General features: G+C 72.5%; 13 protein-coding genes and 1 riboswitch. Of the genes, 9 read left to right on the forward strand and 4 right to left on the reverse strand.

Features of this window, described 5'->3' with window-relative positions:
* Positions 1–43: 43 nt before the first annotated feature.
* The 3 genes from ACFQBR_RS10195 to ACFQBR_RS10205 form a co-directional block, all read right to left on the reverse strand.
* Positions 44–1,435 carry a maltokinase N-terminal cap-like domain-containing protein gene (locus tag ACFQBR_RS10195; RefSeq protein WP_267946430.1) on the reverse strand — a complete coding sequence of 464 codons (1,392 nt, stop codon included), beginning with the start codon at positions 1,433–1,435 and terminating at the stop codon, positions 44–46.
* A 1-nt stretch (position 1,436) separates the two neighbouring features.
* On the reverse strand, positions 1,437–3,479 hold the full coding sequence (treS, locus tag ACFQBR_RS10200) for a maltose alpha-D-glucosyltransferase (RefSeq protein ID WP_267946429.1): 2,043 nt from the start codon (positions 3,477–3,479) through the stop codon (positions 1,437–1,439).
* 107 nt (positions 3,480–3,586) lie between these two features.
* Positions 3,587–5,557, reverse strand: a complete 1,971-nt coding sequence (locus ACFQBR_RS10205) for an alpha-1,4-glucan--maltose-1-phosphate maltosyltransferase (RefSeq protein WP_344176427.1) — start codon at positions 5,555–5,557, stop codon at positions 3,587–3,589.
* A 974-nt stretch (positions 5,558–6,531) separates the two neighbouring features.
* Between ACFQBR_RS10205 and ACFQBR_RS10210 the strand changes: the two genes are divergently transcribed.
* From ACFQBR_RS10210 to ligD, 9 genes are all read left to right on the forward strand, one after another.
* Complete coding sequence (locus ACFQBR_RS10210) at positions 6,532–8,658, forward strand: transglycosylase domain-containing protein (protein ID WP_344176509.1); 2,127 nt, start codon at positions 6,532–6,534, stop codon at positions 8,656–8,658.
* Positions 8,659–8,752: 94 nt separating this feature from the next.
* A riboswitch (TPP riboswitch) is annotated at positions 8,753–8,860 on the forward strand.
* A 110-nt stretch (positions 8,861–8,970) separates the two neighbouring features.
* Entirely contained in the window at positions 8,971–9,582 is a 612-nt protein-coding gene (locus ACFQBR_RS10215; protein WP_267946427.1) for an ECF transporter S component, read from the forward strand.
* A 105-nt stretch (positions 9,583–9,687) separates the two neighbouring features.
* A complete protein-coding gene (locus tag ACFQBR_RS10220; RefSeq protein WP_267950505.1) occupies positions 9,688–11,184 on the forward strand; it encodes an ABC transporter ATP-binding protein in 1,497 nt (498 codons plus the stop codon).
* On the forward strand, positions 11,181–11,969 hold the full coding sequence (locus tag ACFQBR_RS10225) for an energy-coupling factor transporter transmembrane component T family protein (RefSeq protein WP_344176425.1): 789 nt from the start codon (positions 11,181–11,183) through the stop codon (positions 11,967–11,969). Before ACFQBR_RS10220 ends, ACFQBR_RS10225 begins: the two co-directional genes overlap by 4 nt.
* Positions 11,970–12,023: 54 nt before the next feature.
* Entirely contained in the window at positions 12,024–12,812 is a 789-nt protein-coding gene (locus ACFQBR_RS10230; protein ID WP_378553077.1) for an enoyl-CoA hydratase/isomerase family protein, read from the forward strand.
* A gap of 376 nt (positions 12,813–13,188) precedes the next feature.
* Entirely contained in the window at positions 13,189–15,531 is a 2,343-nt protein-coding gene (locus tag ACFQBR_RS10235) for a protein kinase domain-containing protein (RefSeq protein ID WP_344176422.1), read from the forward strand.
* A gap of 405 nt (positions 15,532–15,936) precedes the next feature.
* A complete protein-coding gene (locus ACFQBR_RS10240; protein ID WP_267946423.1) occupies positions 15,937–16,716 on the forward strand; it encodes an electron transfer flavoprotein subunit beta/FixA family protein in 780 nt (259 codons plus the stop codon).
* A 33-nt stretch (positions 16,717–16,749) separates the two neighbouring features.
* Positions 16,750–17,694 (forward strand): electron transfer flavoprotein subunit alpha/FixB family protein, encoded by a 945-nt coding sequence (locus tag ACFQBR_RS10245; RefSeq protein ID WP_267946422.1) that lies wholly within the window; start codon positions 16,750–16,752, stop codon positions 17,692–17,694.
* Between the two features lie 229 nt (positions 17,695–17,923).
* Positions 17,924–18,817, forward strand: coding sequence for a non-homologous end-joining DNA ligase (gene ligD / locus ACFQBR_RS10250; RefSeq protein ID WP_344176419.1), 894 nt, complete (start codon positions 17,924–17,926; stop codon positions 18,815–18,817).
* Positions 18,818–18,821: 4 nt separating this feature from the next.
* Here ligD and ACFQBR_RS10255 read toward each other — a convergent pair whose 3' ends face one another.
* Complete coding sequence (locus tag ACFQBR_RS10255) at positions 18,822–19,223, reverse strand: hypothetical protein (RefSeq protein WP_378552976.1); 402 nt, start codon at positions 19,221–19,223, stop codon at positions 18,822–18,824.
* Positions 19,224–19,321 lie beyond the last annotated feature (98 nt).

The raw sequence follows: 19,321 nt of genomic DNA on the forward strand, positions 1-19,321 counted from the left end.
GTGTGTGCGGGCGGTCCCCCCGAACGGGAGGGGCCGCCCCGGGCTATCCGGGCACGGGCGGCGCCGCGGCCGCGGCGGCGATGGACTCCAGCGGCACCCGCAGCCAGTTCGGCCGGTTCCGGGCCTCGTACAGGACCTCGTACACGGCCTTGTCGAACTCGAACGCCCGCAGCACCGCCAGGTGCTTGTCCGGGTCAGGTCCGCCCCCGTCCGCGTAGCCGCGGCAGAAGGCCTCCCGGTTGTTCCGGGCCCAGGCGCGGGCGGCCCACTCCAGTTCGGGGTCGTCCGGGTGCCCCACCAGCAGGAACCCGGCCGCGTAGTCGAAGGAGCGGAGCATCCCCGCCACGTCCCTCAGGGGGCTGGACAGGCGCCGGCGGTCCCGGACCGGCATGGTGGGCTCGCCCTCGAAGTCGAGGAGCACCCACCCCTCCCCGGTGCGGACGACCTGGCCGAGGTGGTAGTCGCCGTGGATGCGCTGGATCGGCAGGGGCTCGTCCACCTCGGCGAAGTCGGCGTAGGCCGCCATCACACGGGGAGCGTGCTCGGCCAGCTCCGGTACCTCGGCGCCGGCCGTCGCCAGCCGCTCCACCATGGCCTGCGCCAGCTCCCCGGCCCCCGCCGGGGAGAGCACGTCCGTGGGCAGGGCCCCCGCGAGCGACCGGTGGACCCGGGCGGTGGTGCGTCCCAGCCGCGCCGCCTCCCCCGCGAAGGCGCTCTCGCGGTCGGTTCCCGCCCCCTCCAGCAGGGCGCGCGCGCCGGCGGTGGCGAGCACCCACCCGTCCGCGGCCTGCGGGATGAACGTCTGCAGCATGGCCAGGGTCGTGGGCGTCGCGTACCCGGGCAGGTCGGCCTCGATCCACCCGCACGGCCGGGCCGCGTACGGGGACCCGGACAGCGCCATGTTGAGCTCCAGGTCCGGGTTGGGGCCCGGCCAGAGTCTGCGGAAGGTCTTCAGGACGTAGTCCTGTCCGAAGACCAGCGACGTGTTGGACTGCTCCCCCGTGAGCATCCGCCCGGGCGAACCGGTGCGGATCCGCTCCCCGGGCAGGGTCCGGAACCGGACCTGCCCGGAGAGGCCGGGGGCCGCGGGCAGCGCGAACCGCTCCAGGAGGAGACCGGTCAGCTGTGCGTCGTGGGCCGCGTCGTAGACCGCCTTCGGCCTCCCGCAGGCGGCCCGGCACACGCCGATGGCTGCACGGGCCAGGTCCGGCGGCAGGGAGCCCGGCGGACGCGAGCCCAGGAGCACCTGGTAGCGGGAGCTGCGCCCGCGCTGGCCGGTCCGCACGACGAGGACGTCGAGGCCGGGGCCGTCCGGTCCCGTGGTCACCAGGGTGTGTCTGCTCTCGATCCGGATCTGCTGGATGGGGATCCCCTTGCCGGAGAACCAGCGCTGCCGGGGCAGCCAGGCTGCCAGGAGCTCTTCGAGTTGGGACATGTCAGAGAGGACCGTTTCCCTTCCCGCCACCGCCCCGGTCCGTCGGCTCCGGTACCGGGCCGGGGGCGGCCGGTTCGGCGGCGGGCCGGGCGGGGGTCCCGGGCGCGCCGTCGCGGAGCGCGGGCACGGTACCGGCCGGGGCGCTGGACGTCGTGGTGGCTGTGGCGCGGCGCTCCGCGCCGGGCGGGTCCGCCGGGCGTCCGGCGGCGTCGAAGGCGGTGCGCACGCTGACCCCGGCGGCCGGAAGGCCGTAGGAGGGCAGCCCGTCCCGTTCACCGTCCGTTCCCGCCGGCTCGTGGTCCGCGGGGAGCTGGAACCAGTAGAAGCCGTGGCCGGGCAGGGTGAGCAGGTACGGCAGTTCCCCGATCTCGGGGAAGCGCACGCCCCCCACGCACTCCACCGGGCTGACCCCGGCGTAGCGGGACAGGTCCAGCTCGACGGGCTGCGGGAACCTCGACAGGTTGTTCACACAGAGCATGCGGTCGTCGCCGTGCTCGCGGATGAACGCCAGGACGCCGGGGTTGGTGGCGTTCAGCTCGGTGAACTCCCCGGTGCCGAACACGGGGTGGCGCTTGCGGATCTGGATCATCCGGCGGGTCCAGTGGAGCAGCGAGCCGGGGTTGTCGCGCTGGGCCTCCACGTTGAGCGCCTGGTAGCCGTAGACCGGATCCATGATCAACGGCAGGTACAGGCGGGCCGGGTCGCCCTTGGAGAACCCGGCGTTGCGGTCCGAGCTCCACTGCATGGGCGTGCGCACGGCGTCGCGGTCGCCCAGCCAGATGTTGTCGCCCATGCCGATCTCGTCGCCGTAGTAGAGGACGGGCGAGCCCGGCAGGGACAGCAGCAGCGCGGTGAACAGCTCGATCTGGTTGCGGTCGTTGTCCAGGAGGGGCGCGAGCCGCCGCCGGATCCCCACGTTGGCGCGCATGCGGGGTTCCCTGGCGTATTCGGCGTACATGTAGTCGCGTTCCTCGTCGGTGACCATCTCCAGGGTCAGCTCGTCGTGGTTGCGCAGGAAGATCGCCCACTGGCAGTTCCGCGGGATGGGCGGGGTCTGGGCGAGGATCTCCGAGATCGGGAACCGCTGCTCCTGCCTGACCGCCATGAACATGCGCGGCATCAGCGGGAAGTGGAAGTTCATGTGGCACTCGTCGCCGCCGGACCCGAAGTCGCCGAAGTAGTCGACGACCTCGGAGGGCCACTGGTTGGCCTCGCTCAGCAGCACGCGGTCGGGGTAGAGCCGGTCCACCTCGGCGCGCACGCGCTTGAGGAACTCGTGCGTCTCCTTGAGGTTCTCGCAGTTGGTGCCCTCGCGCTCGTACAGGTAGGGCACGGCGTCCAGGCGGAACCCGTCGATGCCCAGGTCCAGCCAGTAGCGCAGAACCTCCAGGATGGCCTCCTGGACGGCGGGGTTCTCGAAGTTGAGGTCCGGCTGGTGGGAGAAGAAGCGGTGCCAGTAGTACTGGCCCCGCACCTCGTCGTAGGACCAGTTGGAGGTCTCGGTGTCGACGAAGATGACGCGGGCCCCGTCGTAGCGGTCGTCGGTGTCCGACCACACGTAGAAGTCCCCGTACGGACCGTCGGGGTCCTCCCGGGAGGCCTTGAACCACGGGTGCTGGTCGCTGGTGTGGTTCATGACGAGGTCGGTGATGACGCGGATGCCGCGGCGGTGCGCCTCGTCGAGGAGTTCCACGAAGTCGGCGGTGCGGCCGAACTCGGGGAGGATCTTGAAGTAGTCCGAGATGTCGTATCCGCCGTCGCGCAGAGGGGACTCGTACATCGGCAGCAGCCAGAGGCAGTCGATGCCGAGCCACTGGAGGTAGTCCAGTTTCTGCACCAGCCCCGCGAGGTCGCCGGTGCCGTCGCCGTTGGAGTCGAAGAACCCCCGGGCGAGTACCTCGTAGAAGACGGCGTGCTTGTACCAGTAGGGGTCACCGGTGCCGCCGGAGGACATGAGCGGGCCGGTGGCGGCCCCGGTGGCCGGGGCGAGCGGACCGTGTTCGGCGTGTACGCGTCCGCCGGGGCCGTGCTCGTCTTTGCTCATCTGCTGCTCCCCACCAAGAATGTTCGACATCGGGTCAACGGGCGTTCCGGGCACGGGCGGGGGCCGGCGGGGGTGGCCCGCCGGCCCCGGTCCGTGGTCCGGGGCCGCTATCTGCCGTTGACGGTGAACACGTGCGCCGGCCCGGTCGCGGGGTCGAGGCGGACGTAGTTGTCCGCGCCCCAGGTGTAGGAACGACCGGTCAGTTCGTCGGTCACCTCGAGTTCCTCCTCCCACGTGTGGCCGATGGACGGCAGATCCAGGTGCACGGTCGCCTCGTGGGCGTGGTGCGGGTCGAGGTTGACGACGGCGATGACGGCGTCGTCGGGGTCGCCGGGCCCCGCTCCGGGCCGGTGCTTGGAGAAACAGATCAGCTCGGGCCGGTCGACGTGGTGGAAGCGCAGGTTGCGCAGCTCCCGCAGGGCCGGATGCGAGCGGCGCAGCCCGTTGAGCCGCGTGATGAGCCCGCTGATGGACTCCCCGGCGGCCTCGGCCGCGGCCCAGTCGCGGGGCCGGTACTGGAACTTCTCCGAGTCCAGGTACTCCTCGCTGCCCGGGGCCGCCGGGGTGTTCTCGCACAGCTCGAAGCCGGAGTAGACGCCCCAGGAGGGGGAGAGCAGCGCCGCCAGCACCGCGCGGACCTCGAAGGCGGGCCGTCCGCCGTGCTGGAGGTAGGCGTTGAGGATGTCCGGGGTGCAGGGGAAGAGGTTGGGGCGCAGGTAGTGGGCGGTCTCCCCGGTGAGCTCGGTGAGGTAGTCGGTGATCTCTTCCTTGCCGTTGCGCCAGGTGAAGTAGGTGTAGGACTGGTGGAACCCGACCTTGGCCAGGGTGCGCATCATGGCGGGGCGGGTGAAGGCCTCGGCGAGGAAGAGCACGTCGGGGTGCTCCCGGGCCACGTCGGCGAGCAGCCGCTCCCAGAAGGCGACCGGTTTGGTGTGGGGGTTGTCGACCCGGAAGATCCGGACCCCGTGGTCGATCCAGTGCTGGACGACGCGCCGGATCTCCGTGTACAGGCCCTCGAAGTCGTTGTCGAAGTCGAGGGGGTAGATGTCCTGGTACTTCTTGGGCGGGTTCTCCGCGTAGGCGATGGAGCCGTCGGCCCGGGTGGTGAACCACTCGGGGTGCTCGGTGACCCACGGGTGGTCGGGGGAGCACTGGAGGGCCAGGTCGAGGGCGATCTCCAGGCCGTGCTCGGCGGCCTCGCCGACGAACGCGTCGAAGTCGGCGAGCGTGCCCAGGTCCGGGTGGACGGCGTCGTGGCCCCCCGCGGCGGACCCGACCGCCCACACCGAGCCGGGCTCGCCGGGACCGGCGGACAGGGCGTTGTTGGCGCCCTTGCGGTGGCTCGTGCCGATCGGGTGGACGGGGGGCAGGTAGACGACGTCGAAGCCCATGCCGGCGATGGCGGGCAGGCGTTTGGCGGCGGAGGCGAAGGTCCCCGAGCGCTCCTGCCCGGGGGCCGTGTCGACCTGGGCTCCCTCGGACCTGGGGAAGAACTCGTACCAGGAGCCGAAGAGCGCCCGCTCGCGGTGGACGACGACCCCGGTGCGCCCGGACCTGGTGACCAGCTCGCGGATCGGGTGGCGTTCCATCCCGTCCAGGACCTCGGGGGTGATCGCCGCGGCGAAGCGGTCCAGCGGGTCCGCCGAGGCGTCCCTCAGGACCTCGGCCGCCCTGGTGAGGGCGGGGTTGCGGGGCACGCGCCGGCCGGCGCGTGCGAGCAGCCGGGCCCCCTCCTCCAGTACGGGCCCGGTGTCCTGGCCCAGGGGGAGTTTGACCCGGGCGACGCGGTGCCAGGTGGTGAAGGGATCGGTCCACGCCTCGACCGAGAAGGACCACGTCCCCTCGGAGGGGAGGCTGATCTCGGCCTCGTAGCGGTCGGTGCCGGGCGCGTGCTCGCGCATGGGCACGAGGCGTTCGCGGCGGCCCCGGGGGGAGTACACGACGACCCCTGCGGCGAGGGAGTCGTGGCCCTCCCGGATGACCGTCGCCCCCACGGTGAAGCGTTCCCCGGGAACTGCTTTCACCGGACCGAGGTCGTTGTCTGGAGAGATGTCGAGGATGGGCAGGCGTCCGATCACTGGCTACACCGTAATTGTCGTGGTTCGGGCGTTTCTGGGCGCGAGCGGTTTATGGCAGGTAAAAATAACCTGTTGTTAATCCGACGCAAGACGGAGTTAACGAAGATCCGGAACGGAAACTGTCCGGATTACGGCTTCGGTTCCCTCTGCTGTCTATCGTCTGCCCTCTTGTGGTGTTTGGCGGAGTGTCGGGGCCGGATAATTTGTGTGTTCCTCATCACACTGGCCGGAAGGCTTGGGGCCTGGTATTTGTCGGGTTTCACCTGGGTAAACCGTACATATCAGTCATAAGCAACCGGGGGATTCAGGTGCCTCTGTGGTTGTTTTCTGATGGTCTGTGGTGAAAGGACGGAAAATTCGTCGGTCGTGTTGGGTGGCGGGCCGTCCTGGGTAGGGATCACCGAATGCACCCGGGGTTCGCCGGGCTGTATTCCGGACATCCGGGTGTGTCGGAATGATCGCCCGGGGCCCTTTTGTCGCGAATTCGGGCATGCTCGCCTCGGGCGCCGTCCGCCGAGGTTGTTTCGCCCGGATGACGAGTGGACCGCGCACCCGTTTCGCGGCCTCCCGCGGGTGCTTCGGGGCCGGGCGCTTTGCCGCGGATTGGGCAAGCTTTTCGATGACACGCCCGATTCGGCCTCCCGGGCTTTGCGGTACCCCTGCGAGCGTGGAGGTCGCAGTGCCCTGTCTCCGCGCGCGCGACGCGGACGGGGCGTCACACGGCCGAGGGGGGCGACGTGACGGAGCCGAACCAGGACGGTCCTCCGCAGGGGGAGCGGGGCCAGGACGGGGGCCGGGCCCCGCGGCACGCGCGGGAGGCGGGAAGCCCCGGCCGCCGTGGCCGGGGGGCCGGCGGGCCCGGCGCGGCCGCCGGAGGCGCCTCCGGGGCGCCGCGCTGGAGGAGGTGGGCCGACCGGGCCGTTCTCCCCCTGGTGGACCGGCTCCGGGAGCGCGTGACCGCACTCGGCGACGCGGTGGAGCACGGGAGGGGCGCCGGTGACGGCGACCGCCCGGACGGAGGCCGCAAGGACGCCGTCCTGCGCCTCACGGGCACGGGAGCGGTCGCCGGTCTCCTGACCGCCGCGCTGGTCATGCCGTGGGTGGGCGGGCTGGGGCTGATCGGAAGGGACACGGCCGCCGCCTTCATGGCCCTCCCCAGCGACCTGGAGATCTCCCCGCTGGCGGAGCGCGTGCTCCTCACCGACGTCGACCACAACCCGATCGCGGAGGTCGCCGACCGCGAGCGCGAGGTGGTGTCCCTGGACGCGGTCAGCCCGTGGGTGCCCGCCGCTCTCATGGCGATCGAGGACGACCGGTTCTACGAGCACTCCGGACTGGACCTGCGCGGCGTGATCAGGGCCGCCATGCGCACCGCGCAGGGGGACACCCAGGGCGGGTCCACCATCACCCAGCAGTACGTCAAGAACCTGCTCATCGAGCAGGCCTCCACCGAGGAGGAGGTGGAGCGCGCCAGCGAGCAGACCCTGGGCCGCAAGCTGCTGGAGCTGCGCCACGCCATCGACATCGAGGACCGCCTCACCAAGGACGAGATCATGGAGGGCTACCTCAACCTCGCCTACTTCGGGGCGGGGGCGTACGGCATCGAGGTGGCGGCCCAGCGGTACTTCTCCGTCTCCGCCGCCGACCTGGACCCGGCGCAGGCCGCCACCATCGTCGGGCTCGTGCGCAGCCCCTCGTTCTACGACCCGCTCAACAACCGCGAGGCCGCGCGCGAGCGCCGCGACCTGGTGCTGGAGCGGATGGGCGCGACCGGGCACCTGGACGCGGCGCAGGTCGAGGAGTACGCGAGCCGGGGGCTCGCACTGGACCCGACCCCGCGCGGAGGCAGCTGCTACCACTCGGAGCAGCCGTTCTTCTGCGACTTCGTCATGCGCTGGCTGCGCGGCTCCGACATCCTCGGGGAGCTCCAGGGGGAGCGCGACGAGGCGCTCACCAAGGGCGGCATCACCGTGCGGACCACGCTCGACGGGGAGACGCAGCGGGCCGCGGAGGAGGCCATCGAGCGGTACGTCCCGGCGGAGGAGTCCACCAAGTTCTCCGCCCAGGCCGTCGTCGAGCCCGGCACCGGCCGGATCCGGGGCATGGCGCAGAACCTGCGCTACGGGTTCGACGACGAGGCGCTCGGCACGACCTCCATCAACCTGGCGGTGGACAGCGAGGCCGGCGGTTCGCTCGGCTACCAGGCGGGGTCGACGTTCAAGACGTTCACCCTGGCCGCCGCCCTGCACTCCGGACTGGGCTACGGCACCAGCTTCTCCTCGCCCGAGAGCGTCTCGGTCGGAGGGCTCGAGAACTGCGACGGCGGCGTGATGTCCGGGTGGAGCGTGAGCAACGCCGGGGAGAGCGACGGCGGCCGGCACAACATGATCAGCGCGACCAAGGGGTCCGTGAACACCTACTTCGCGCAGCTCCAGAAGCGCGTCGGCCTCTGCGAGACCTCGGAGATGGCCGAGCGGGTCGGCATCCACCGCGCCGACGGCCAACCGCTGGGGGTCTGGAGCTCCTTCACCCTGGGGGACCAGGAGGTGTCCCCGCTGACCGTCGCCAACGCGTACGCCACGTTCGCCGCCCGCGGCACCTACTGCGAGCCCGTCCCGGTGGTCTCCGTGCGGATCGGCCGCGAGGGCGCCGAGGGCACCCGGGAAGTCGAGGCGCGCACCGACTGCGAGGAGGGCAGGGTCGAGCGCGACGTCGCGGACGGGGTCAACCACCTGCTCCAGCAGACGTTCAAGGGCGGCACCGCCAACGGCCTCGGCCTCGACCGCCCCGCCGCGGGCAAGACCGGCACCACCGACAACGCCGCCTACGCCTGGTTCGCCGGCTACACCCCGAACCTCGCGTCGGCCGTGGTCGTCGGCGACATGCGCGGAGGCGAGGAGAACCCGCTCCAGGGCGTGACGATCGGCGGGCGCTACTACGGCATCGTCTACGGCGGCACGCTGCCGGGCCCCATCTGGCAGGCCACCATGCGCGGGGCCACGGCCGACCTGCCGGCCGAGGGCTTCGCCCCCTCGCCGAAGGCGTTCGGCAACCCGTCGGCGACGCCTCCCAAGGGCGGGGACGACGAGGGCGACGCCTGACCGCGCCCGCCGGCGGGCGCGGTCGGACGGGGTCGGAAACGGGGGCCGTGGGGAGGGAACACCCCGCGGCCCCCGTTGTTGACGCATAATGGAGGGAAACCGACAGGGGAGCGCGTGAGCGCTGAGAGTGCGGCACCCGGCCGCAGACCCTTACACACCTGATCTGGGTCATGCCAGCGAAGGAAGTCGTAGGAACCCGTCTCCGGCGGCGTGCTCCCGCGCACCCGGGACGGACCCGGCGCGCGGCACGTCCTCCGGCGTCGCTCTTGGCCACATGGGCCCTCGTCCACCCCGACGAAGGGACACCACCTGATGAGCACCGAGACCGGGCGTACCGGATTCTGGCGCGACGTCCTCGGACGGCTGCGCGGCTGGCGCACCGTCGACATCGTCGTTGCGGCCGTGATCGGCGTCGCCGTCGGCGTCGTCTTCTGGCTCTGGAACATCGTCTGGTCGGTCACGACCCCGCTCTTCGTGGGCTTTCCCCCCGCGCAGGCGGCGGTCTACGGAATGTGGCTGATCTCCGGCGTCCTCGGCGGACTGGTCGTCCGCAAGCCCGGCGCGGCACTGCTCACCTCGATCGCGGCCTCCCTGGTGTCGGCGGTGCTGGGGACGCAGTGGGGGGTCATGGTGATCATCGACGGGACGCTCCAGGGCCTCCTCCCCGAGCTGGTCTTCCTCGCCTTCGGCTACCGGCGCTGGGGCATGGGCGCGGCCGTGCTCGCGGCGGCCGCCGCCGGCCTCTCCCCGGCCGTCCGCGACAACCTCGTCTACAACGTGACCTGGCCCCTGCACTTCCAGCTCGTCTACGGCGTCATCGTCGTGATCAGCTCGGCGGTCATCGCGGGCGTCGGCGCCCGCCTCCTCACCACCGCGCTCGCCAGGTCGGGCGCGCTGGCCCCCTTCCCGTCGGCCAGGGGCTGACCCGTGGCCGACCACGACCGCCGCGGCCCCTCGGGGGCGACCGCGGAGCACCCCGCGGCACCGTCCCCCCTCCGGCCCCCCGGAGGGGGCGGCGCACGCGTCGAGCTGTCCGGCTGGGGGTGGCGCCACGCGGGCCGCGAGTCGTACGCCCTGCGCGGGGTGGACCTCACGGTCGAGCCCGGTGAGCGCGTGCTGCTGCTCGGCGCCTCCGGGGCGGGCAAGTCCACCCTGCTGCACTCCCTCGCCGGACTCACCGGCCCCGACGGCGCCCTCAACGGCGACCAGGAGGGGACGCTGCTGGTCGACGGCCTCCCCGCCGACCGGGGCCGCGGAGGCGTCGGCCTGGTCGGGCAGGACCCGGAGACGCAGCTGGTGATGGCCCGCGCGGGCGACGACGTCGCCTTCGGACCGGAGAACCTGGGGGTGGACCCCGCCCTGATCTGGCCGAGGGTGGACGACGCGCTCGACGCGGTCGGCTTCCCGTACGGGCGGCGCCACCCCACCGGCGCGCTGTCGGGCGGTGAGAAGCAGCGCCTGGTCATCGCCGGCGCGCTCGCCATGCGCCCGCGCCTGCTCCTCCTGGACGAGCCCACCGCCAACCTCGACCCAGCCGGGGCCGCCCTGGTGCGCGGTGTCCTGGAACGCCTGCTCGCCGAGACCGAGGCGACCCTGCTCCTGGTCGAGCACCGGGTCGCCGACGTGGTCGGGCTGGTGGACAGGGTCGTGGTCGTCGAGCCGGGCGGCGGGGTGGTCGCCGACGGCGATCCGGCGGCCGTGTTCGCCGCGCATGGGCGCTCCCTCGCGGAGCAGGGAGTGTGGGTCCCCGGTGACGAGCCCTCCCCCGGCCCGGCCCCCGCGCCGGGCGGCGGCCCCCGCGTCGAGGCGGTGGGCGTCGCCGCGCGCACCCCCTTCCAGCTGGGGGCGGGCGCCCCGCCCCGGAGGACCGTGCTGGAGGGGGTGGACCTCTCCGTCGCGGCCGGTACGGCGACCGCCCTGACCGGCCCCAACGGTGCGGGTAAGTCCACGCTGCTGACCCTGCTGGCGGGGCTCTCCCGACCCCACAGGGGCGCGGTCCTGCCGCGCGGCCCCCTGGCGGAGGCCGACCGGCGGCCGCTGGCGCGATGGCCCGCCCGGCTCCTGTCCCGCCACGTGGGCACCGTGTTCCAGCACGCGGAGGACCAGTTCGTCACCGGCACCGTGCGGGACGAGCTGCGGTTCGCCCCGCGGCGGGCCGGGGCGGACGGGGCCGGGACCGAGCGGCGGGTGGACGAGCTGCTGGAGCGGCTGCGCCTGACCGGCCTGGCCGACGCCCACCCCTACACGCTCTCGGGCGGCGAGAAGCGGCGGCTGTCGGTGGCCACGGCGCTCAGCTCCGGCCCCTCGCACGCGCCCGGAGTCCTCGTCCTGGACGAGCCGACCTTCGGCCAGGACACCCGGACGTGGACGGAGCTGGTCGAGCTGCTGGGCGGGCTGAGGGCCGAGGGGTGCGCCGTCGTCGTGGCGACCCACGACGAACTTCTCCTGCGGCACTTCGCGGACGTGCGGGTGCGTGTGGCGGGGGGCCGCGCGGTCCCGGGCACGGCGGGAAAGGCGGAGCTGTGAGCGTCTCGGAGGACCGGGGGCGCAGGGGCGGCGTCCCCGCCCCGGACGCGCCGGGCGCCGGGGGAGCGCGCCAGTGGCTCGTCCGGCTCAACCCGGCGGCCAAGCTGCTGGCCGCGCTGCTGCTGGGGCTCGGACTGGTCCCCGCCGTGGACGCGGTCACCGGCGGGGTGGTGCTGGCCGGCGTTCTGCTGGTCCTGCCCTTCAGCGGGATCGACCGGCGCACCCTGCTCGTCCTCGGCGGCCCCTTCCTGCTCATGGGGCTCTCCAGCGGGCTGGTCAACTACCTGTACGGCGAGCACGGCGCGGAGGGGGCGCTGGGCGCCGCGGTGCGCCTGCTCGCCATCGCCCTCCCCGGCCTCCTCGCGGCCGTCAGCAGCGATCCGACGGAGATGGCCGACGGGCTCGTGCAGAGGTTGAGGGTGCCCGAGCGCCCCGCCATGGGCGTGCTGGCGGCGCTGCGGCTCATCCCCCTGCTGGCCGACCAGTGGCGGACCGTGACCCTGGCGAGGCGGGCCCGCGGACTGGAGGCCGGGCGCAACCCGGTGCGGATGGTCACGCTGTTCTTCGGCAGGCTGTTCGCGCTGCTGGTGCGGTCGATCCGGACGGGGACCCTGCTGGCGACGGCGATGGACGCCAGGGCGTTCGGCACCGGGCCCCGCACACGGGCCAGGGAGAGCCGCTGGCGGGTCGGGGACACGCTCCTGCTCGCGGGTGCGGCCCTGCTGCTGGCGGGGGCGTACGCGCTGTCCGCGCGGCTCGGCACCCTGGTGCTGCTGTTCTCCTGACCCGGGTGATTAGGTGGCCCGGACAGTGACGTCGAAGTGGAAGAGGTGGAGTTCGTGGGCGAGTTCGTGCGCGTGGAGACCGATCCGGACCACCCGGCGGTGGCCGTCATCCGGTTGGACCGGCCGAAGGTCAACGCGCTCAACGCCGTGCTGACGGCGGAGATCGCCGAGGCCGCCACGAGGGTCTCCGCGGACCCCGCCGTGCGCGCGGTGGTGCTCTACGGCGGCGAGCGCGTGTTCGTGGCGGGCGCCGACATCAAGGAGATGGCGGACCGCACCCACGCGGAGATGCTGGAGTACGGGCGCAACCTCCAGAACGCCCTCACCCTGGTGTCCCGCATCCCCAAGCCCGTCGTGGCCGCCGTCACCGGGTACGCCCTCGGCGGCGGGCTGGAGCTGGCGCTGGCCGCCGACTTCCGGGTGGTGGGGGAGGGGGCCCGGCTGGGCGTGCCCGAGATCCAGCTCGGCGTCATCCCCGGGGCGGGCGGCACCCAGCGCCTGCCGCGCCTGATCGGCCCCGCCCGGGCCAAGGAGATGATCTTCAGCGGCAGGCACGTGCGGGCGGAGGAGGCCGGGCGCATCGGGCTGGCCGACGAGGTCGTCCCGGACGGGGACGTCTACCGGGCGGCCGTGGCCCTGGTGGCCCGGTACGCGGAGGGGCCCGCCGTGGCGCTGGCCGCGGCCAAGGAGGCCGTCGACCGGGGCCTGGAGACGGACCTGGACTCGGGGCTGGAGATCGAGCGCCTGCACTTCGCCGGGCTGTTCGCGACCGAGGACCAGAAGAACGGGATGCGGAGCTTCGTCGAGCAGGGGCCGGGCAAGGCGGTGTTCAACGGGCGCTGACGCGGGCCTCCGCGCAGTTCGGGGCGGGGGTCCCGGCCGCTCGGGCCGGTGCACCCGCCCCTCCCTTCCCCAAAGCTTTGTTGTTTTTTGGCATGGTTTTAGTCATTTGTCAGGTTAAGTAGCGATACAGGACCTGCTCCGGTCGTCCGGATCCGGCCAGTCGAGACGAGCGGGGCGGAACCGCCCACGCCAGTTTTCCGTCATACTCGGTGGTGGTCGTCCGAGGGCGGACGGGCCGCCGGCCCCCCATGACCCTCCGGCGGTCCCGAACAGACCACACAGGTCCGAGACGGGCCACACAAGCCAATGTTGACCCATCCCCCGGCCGATAAGCTGGACGTGGTGGTATGCGGTCTTTTGAGGGGATGAGTTCTCGATGGCAATGTCGGCAGGTTTCCCCACGGGTGAGGAGCTGCCGGAGCGCATCGGCCACTACGTGATCCGCCGCCGTATCGGGCAGGGCGGAATGGGCGTGGTGTACCAGGCCGAGGATCCCCGGACCGACCAGTTCGTCGCGCTGAAGGTCCTCAAGCCGGAGGTCGCGGGCGACCACATCGCACGGGCCCGGCTGGCCCGCGAGGTCGAGACCATGCGGCGGGTGCAGAGCCCCAACGTGGCAGAGGTCATCGACGCCGACACCCAGGCCGAGCTCCCGTGGGTGGTCACCGAGTACATCCCCGGGCCCACGCTGGACGCGACCGTCACCGACCACGGCCCGCTCCGGGGCCGCGCGCTCACGCGCTTCATCACCGGGCTCGCCCGGGCGATCCAGGACATCCACGCGGTGGAGGTGATCCACCGCGACCTCAAGCCGGGCAACGTGATCATCTCCAACGGCGAGCCGATCGTCATCGACTTCGGCATCGCGCACGCCGTGGACGGCGCCAAGCTGACGCAGACCGGCACGTTCGTCGGCACCCCCAGCTACCTGTCCCCGGAGGTCATCGAGGGCACCGACCTCGGCCCGGCCACGGACATCCACGCCTGGGGCGGCACCGTCGCCTTCGCCTCCACGGGACGCCCGCCCTACGGCGCGGGCTCCTTCGAGGTCATCTTCTTCCGCATCCTCAACGGCGAGATCGACATGGACGGGATGCACGAGGCGCTGCGCCCGCTGGTCAACCGCGCCGTCTCCCGCGACATGCGCAACCGCCCCACGGCCGCGGAGCTGGTCGCCGAGGCGGGCCGCCTCAACCTGGACCTGCCCTGGACCGAGGACCAGGAGGTCCGGTCCACCGGGCTCACCGGCGGCCACACCGTCTACAACCCCTCCACGGGCGTGGGACCGGAGGACTCCGGCACGGGCGGCGGACGGGGAGCGGGCGGGGCCGCGGCCGCGGGCGCGGCCGGCGCCGTGCTCGGCGGAGCCGCCGGATACCTGGCGGGACGCGGAGCCGGCGACGAGGGCTGGGGGCCCGCGCACACCGCCGGCGGCGCGAACCCCGCCTCCAGCGCGTGGTCCGGTCCCGGCGGGTCCCCCCGCTCCACCCACGCCGCCGAGGCGGGCGGGTGGCGCTCCGACGAGGAGGCCACGGACGACCTCTCCGGCGCGCGGGGCGCCCAGCGGTCCTGGGACGCAGACGAGGACCCGACGGACGACCTGTCGGGCGCGCAGCGGGGCTGGAGCGACCCGGAGTCGACCGACGACCTGGGCGGGCTCCGGGGGACCGACCGGATCACCCCGGGCGGCCGCGAAGACCTCGACGACCCGCAGGGCACCATGCGGATCAGCCCCGTGGGGGACGACCCGGACGACCCGGGGAGCACCCGGCGCATCCGTCCCGGCGAGCCCCCGCGGGACGACCCGCAGGGGACGATGATGATGGACCCCGTGGAGCCCGGCCGGGGGCGCCCCCAGACGGCCGATCCGGAGGACGGGTACCAGGCGCCGCACACGCAGTTCTTCAACACGCCCCTGCACAAGGGCGATTTCGCGGACATCCTCACGCCGGTCGAGGAGGGGCGCAACAGCCGCAACACGCAGGAGTTCGGCGAGGACGACTACGAGGAGCGCGGCGGCTGGCTCAGCCGCTTCAAGCGGGGCAGCAACGACCGGGTGGGGGACTACTTCCGCGGTGACGAGGAGGGCGTCGACGCCGACGGCGACGGTTACATCGACGAGGAGTACGAGGCCGAGGCGTGGCGGATGCACCCGCTGGTGCTCATCCCCGTCATGGTCGCCCTCGCCGGCGTGTCCCTGTGGTTCCCCTGGTTCGGCGCCCTCCTGGGCGTCGTGATCATCGCGGGCCTGGGCGCGCTGGACGTGGTCAAGGCGGAGCACGCGCGCCGCCTCCAGACCCGGGGGCCGCGCAACTCCGACAGCATGGTGGTGGCGCTCAGCTTCCCCTGGGCGTTCGGGCGCATGGCGGTCCGCACCGCCGGGTTCGGCCTGATCTACCTGCTGGCCGGGATCCTGGTCGGCATGGTCTACGCGACGATCGTGGACGCGACCCCGGGCCAGGGCGCCAACTACACCGGCGCCTTCGCCATCTTCGTGATGGTCCTGCTCAGCTACATCATGCCGAGCGGCCGCGAGGCGCGGCACCAGGCGGTGTGGCTGGTGGAGCGGGCGCGGTTCCGGAGCCTGTACCTCTACATCGGCGTGATCGTCGGCATCGTCCTGCTGACCATGCTGATCCTGTCGATCGGGTTGTCCTCCACCCCCGACTGGGCGCCGTTCGGCGGGCCGTCCGACTGGTTCGACGGCGGATCGTCGTGACGAGCGGCCCCCTCGCGGCACGGGAGGGGGCCCTCGCGGTTCTCCGGTGGTTCCACCGGTGGTGCGACCGGTTCCGGACCGCCGTGCGCGACCTAGGGTGGTGGGCAGGCCGGCACCCCGGCCGCGCGGGCCGGCCCCGGCCGGGCCGCGCTCGGCGGGGCCGCCGAATCCGGTGGCAGGGTGTTGGTTAGGGTTTCCTAAGTCACACTTGGGGTCGAGGGTTGGCCTTCAAGCTACTAGCCAGTAACATCTGGTGTACGGGCACATCGCGGGACCGTCCTTGACGTGAAAGGCGGACCCGCCGTCGAATGACCGAACGGCATTCGGCATTGTTGGCAGAACGGGGCGCACCGGCGTCCGCCCGCCACACGGCGGATCAGAGTGCAGGGAGGTCGGCCACCGGCCATGAATATTGTCGTTTTGGTCAAGCAGGTCCCGGACACGGCGACCGAACGGAAGCTCAACCCCGACGACAGGACGCTCGACCGCGCAGCGTCCGACGGCGTCATCAACGAGCTCGACGAGTACGCGATCGAGGAGGCCCTGCTCCTCAAGGAGAAGCACGGCGGCGAGGTCACCGTCCTGACGATGGGACCGGACCAGGCCACCGACTCCATCCGCAAGGCCCTCTCGATGGGCGCGGACAAGGCCGTCTTCGTCAACGACGACGCGCTCCACGGATCGGACGCCCTCCAGAGCGCCTACGCGCTCGCGCAGGCCCTGGGCACCGTCGAGTTCGACCTGGTCGTCCTCGGCTCCGAGTCCACCGACGCGCGCACCGGCGTCATGGGCGCCGCGCTCGCCGAGTACCTCGGCCTGCCGCAGCTCACGCTCGCCGGCAAGGTCGACATCGACGGCGGCGCCATCAGGATCCAGCGCCAGACCGACTACGGCTACGACGTGGTCGAGGCTCAGCTCCCGGCGGTCGTCTCCGTCGTCGAGAAGATCAACGAGCCCCGCTACCCGTCCTTCAAGCTCATCATGCAGGCGAAGAAGAAGCCGGTCGACAAGAAGTCCGCGGCCGACGCGGGCATCGACACCGGCCGGGTCGGCCTGGCCAACGCCACCACCGAGACCGTCGACTTCGCCGCGGCGCCGCCGCGCGCCGCGGGCACGATCGTCAAGGACGAGGGTGACGGCGGTGTGAAGATCGCCGACTTCCTCGCCCAGAAGAAGTTCGTGTAGGCCAGGCGAGAGACTCAGGAAGGTTCAAGGATTATGGCTGAGGTCCTCGTCCTCGTCGACCACGTCGACGGACAGGTCAAGAAGGTCACGACCGAGCTGCTGACCGCGGCCCGCCGCATCGGCGAGCCCGCGGCCGTGTGGATCGGTGACGGCGCGGAGTCGGGCAAGGCCGCGCTGGCCGAGTTCGGCGCCGAGAAGGTCTACGTCGCCCCGGCCGAGCTCAACGACTACGTCGTCGCTCCCAAGGCCGAGCTGCTCGCGAAGCTGGCCCAGGACAAGGGCGCCGCCGCGATCCTCGTCTCGGCGACCGCCGAGAACAAGGAGATCGCCGGGCGTACCGCCGTCAAGCTCGGCTCCGGTGTGCTCACCGACGTCGTCGACGTCGACGCCGACGTGGTCACCGAGCACAGCATCTTCGGCGGCGGCACCGTCACCCACGCCCGTGTGCGGACCGGCGTGCCGGTCGTCGCCGTGCGCCCGAACTCCGTCCCGGCCGAGGCCGCCGCCGGAGCGGCCGTCGAGGAGGCCGTCTCGGTGGACGTCTCCGACGCCGCCAAGGCCGCCAAGGTCGTGGAGCGCGTGGTCCAGGAGCAGGGCGAGCGCCCGGAGCTCACCGAGGCCGCGATCGTGGTCTCCGGCGGCCGCGGCGTCGGCTCCGACGACTTCTCCGTCGTCGAGGGCCTGGCGGACTCGCTGGGCGCCGCCGTCGGCGCCTCCCGTGCCGCCGTCGACTCCGGCTGGTACCCGAACCAGTTCCAGGTCGGCCAGACCGGTAAGACGGTCAGCCCGAACCTGTACCTGGCCCTGGGCATCTCCGGCGCGATCCAGCACCGTGCGGGCATGCAGACCGCGAAGAACATCGTCGCGGTCAACAAGGACCCCGAGGCGCCGATCTTCGAGCTCGTCGACTTCGGTGTCGTGGGCGACCTCCACTCGGTCGCTCCGCAGCTCACCGAGGAGATCAACAAGCGCAAGTAGGCGCACGCGCCGAACACGCCCAACGCCCGGCCGGGGTTATCCGGCCGGGCGTTCTCGCTGTGTCCGCAGAACCACCGGAAACCCTGTTACGGCCAGGCCGGTACTCCGTCCGGAGGCCGTCCGGAGCCGCTGCGGGCCGCCGGGTTTTCCGCCGGGGAGGCCCGGGTAGGCGGGGCCCACGGAGCCGACCGGGGCGGGCGCCCCGGGGCGGCGGGACCTGGGAGGGGCGATGGCGGAACACGGGGGCGCGGTCCGGGTGCGCGCGGGCCGACGCGTCGTGGAGGTGCGCAAGCCGGACAAACCGCTGTTCGGCGAGGGCGGGCCGACCAAGGAGGACCTGGCCCGGTACCACGAGCGGATCGCACCGCTGATGCTGCCGCAGCTGAAGGGCCGCCCGATCGCCCTGGACCGGTACCCCGACGGGGTCGGAGCCGGCGGGTTCTTCGTGAAGCACCCCTCTACGCCGGAGTGGGTGCGGACCGTGGAGACCAGCGGCGGCACGATGATGGAGTGCCGGGACGCGGCGACCCTGGTGTGGTGCGCCGACCAGGCGGCGATCACCCTGCACGCCTGGCAGTCGCGGGAACCGGACCTCGGCCTCCCCGACCGGATGGTGCTCGACCTCGACCCGGCGGGGGACGGGGAGGAGGCCTTCGCGGAGTGCAGGGCCGCCGCCCGGGACGTGCGCGAGGCGCTGGACGAGGTGGGGCTGGCCGCGTACGTGATGACGACCGGTTCGCGCGGTCTGCACGTGCGGTCGCCGCTGCGGCCCGAGGCCGACGACCAGGAGGTGCGGCGGCTGGCGGAGGGCGTCGCCGACCGCGTGGCGGCGCGGAGACCGGACGAGCTGACCACCGAGGTGCGCAAGGAGGCCCGGAAGGGGAAGCTGTTCGTGGACTTCCTGCGCAACGGCCGCGAGCAGCTCGCGGTCGCCCCGTACTCGGTGCGGGCCAGGCCCGGCGCCCCGGTGGCGGCCCCGGTGACCTGGGAGGAGCTGGACGGCCTGGAGTCGTCGCGGGCGTTCGGCACGGACCTGGAGCGCGAGGCGTGCCCGTTCGCGGGCATGGGGCGCCACGCCCGGTCGCCGCGCAGGGCACTGGAGCGGTTGGAGCGGCTCGGCTGACCCCTCAGGACCCGGGGGCGCCCTCCGGCCACACGCAGGGCGAGGAGGCCCCGATGGACAGGCTGCCCTGGGCGCTCGACTGGACGGACATCCGGAAGGAGTCCTCCTCGTTCTCGACGAAGACCGCCAGGTCTTCGGGGCGTCCGTCGTCTGTCACCTGGTAGCCGTTGGCCGTCCAGTACTCGTGCAGGAGTTCGACGCTGGCCTCGTTGTCCTCAGCGGGAAGGCCGCGCAGCCAGTAGGTGCGGCCGACCGACGCGCGTCCGCTCTCACCTCCGTCGACCGTGTCATCACAGGGGTTGGCGATGTCGCCTCCCAGGGCTTCGAGCTCCGGGGCTTCGGGGAACACCGCCACAGCTGCGGCGATGTGCTCCTCCACCCTGGTGTAGGCCTCGTCGTGGGTCATTGCTGCTTCCTCCTCCGAGGTATCCGAGTCCACACCGGAACCGCAGGCGGTCAGAGCCACCACGACGGCGATGCCGCTGCATGCGCGTCCGAGAGCGT

This window comes from Nocardiopsis tropica, from assembly GCF_042660575.1.
In the GTDB taxonomy this organism is placed as follows: domain Bacteria; phylum Actinomycetota; class Actinomycetes; order Streptosporangiales; family Streptosporangiaceae; genus Nocardiopsis; species Nocardiopsis tropica.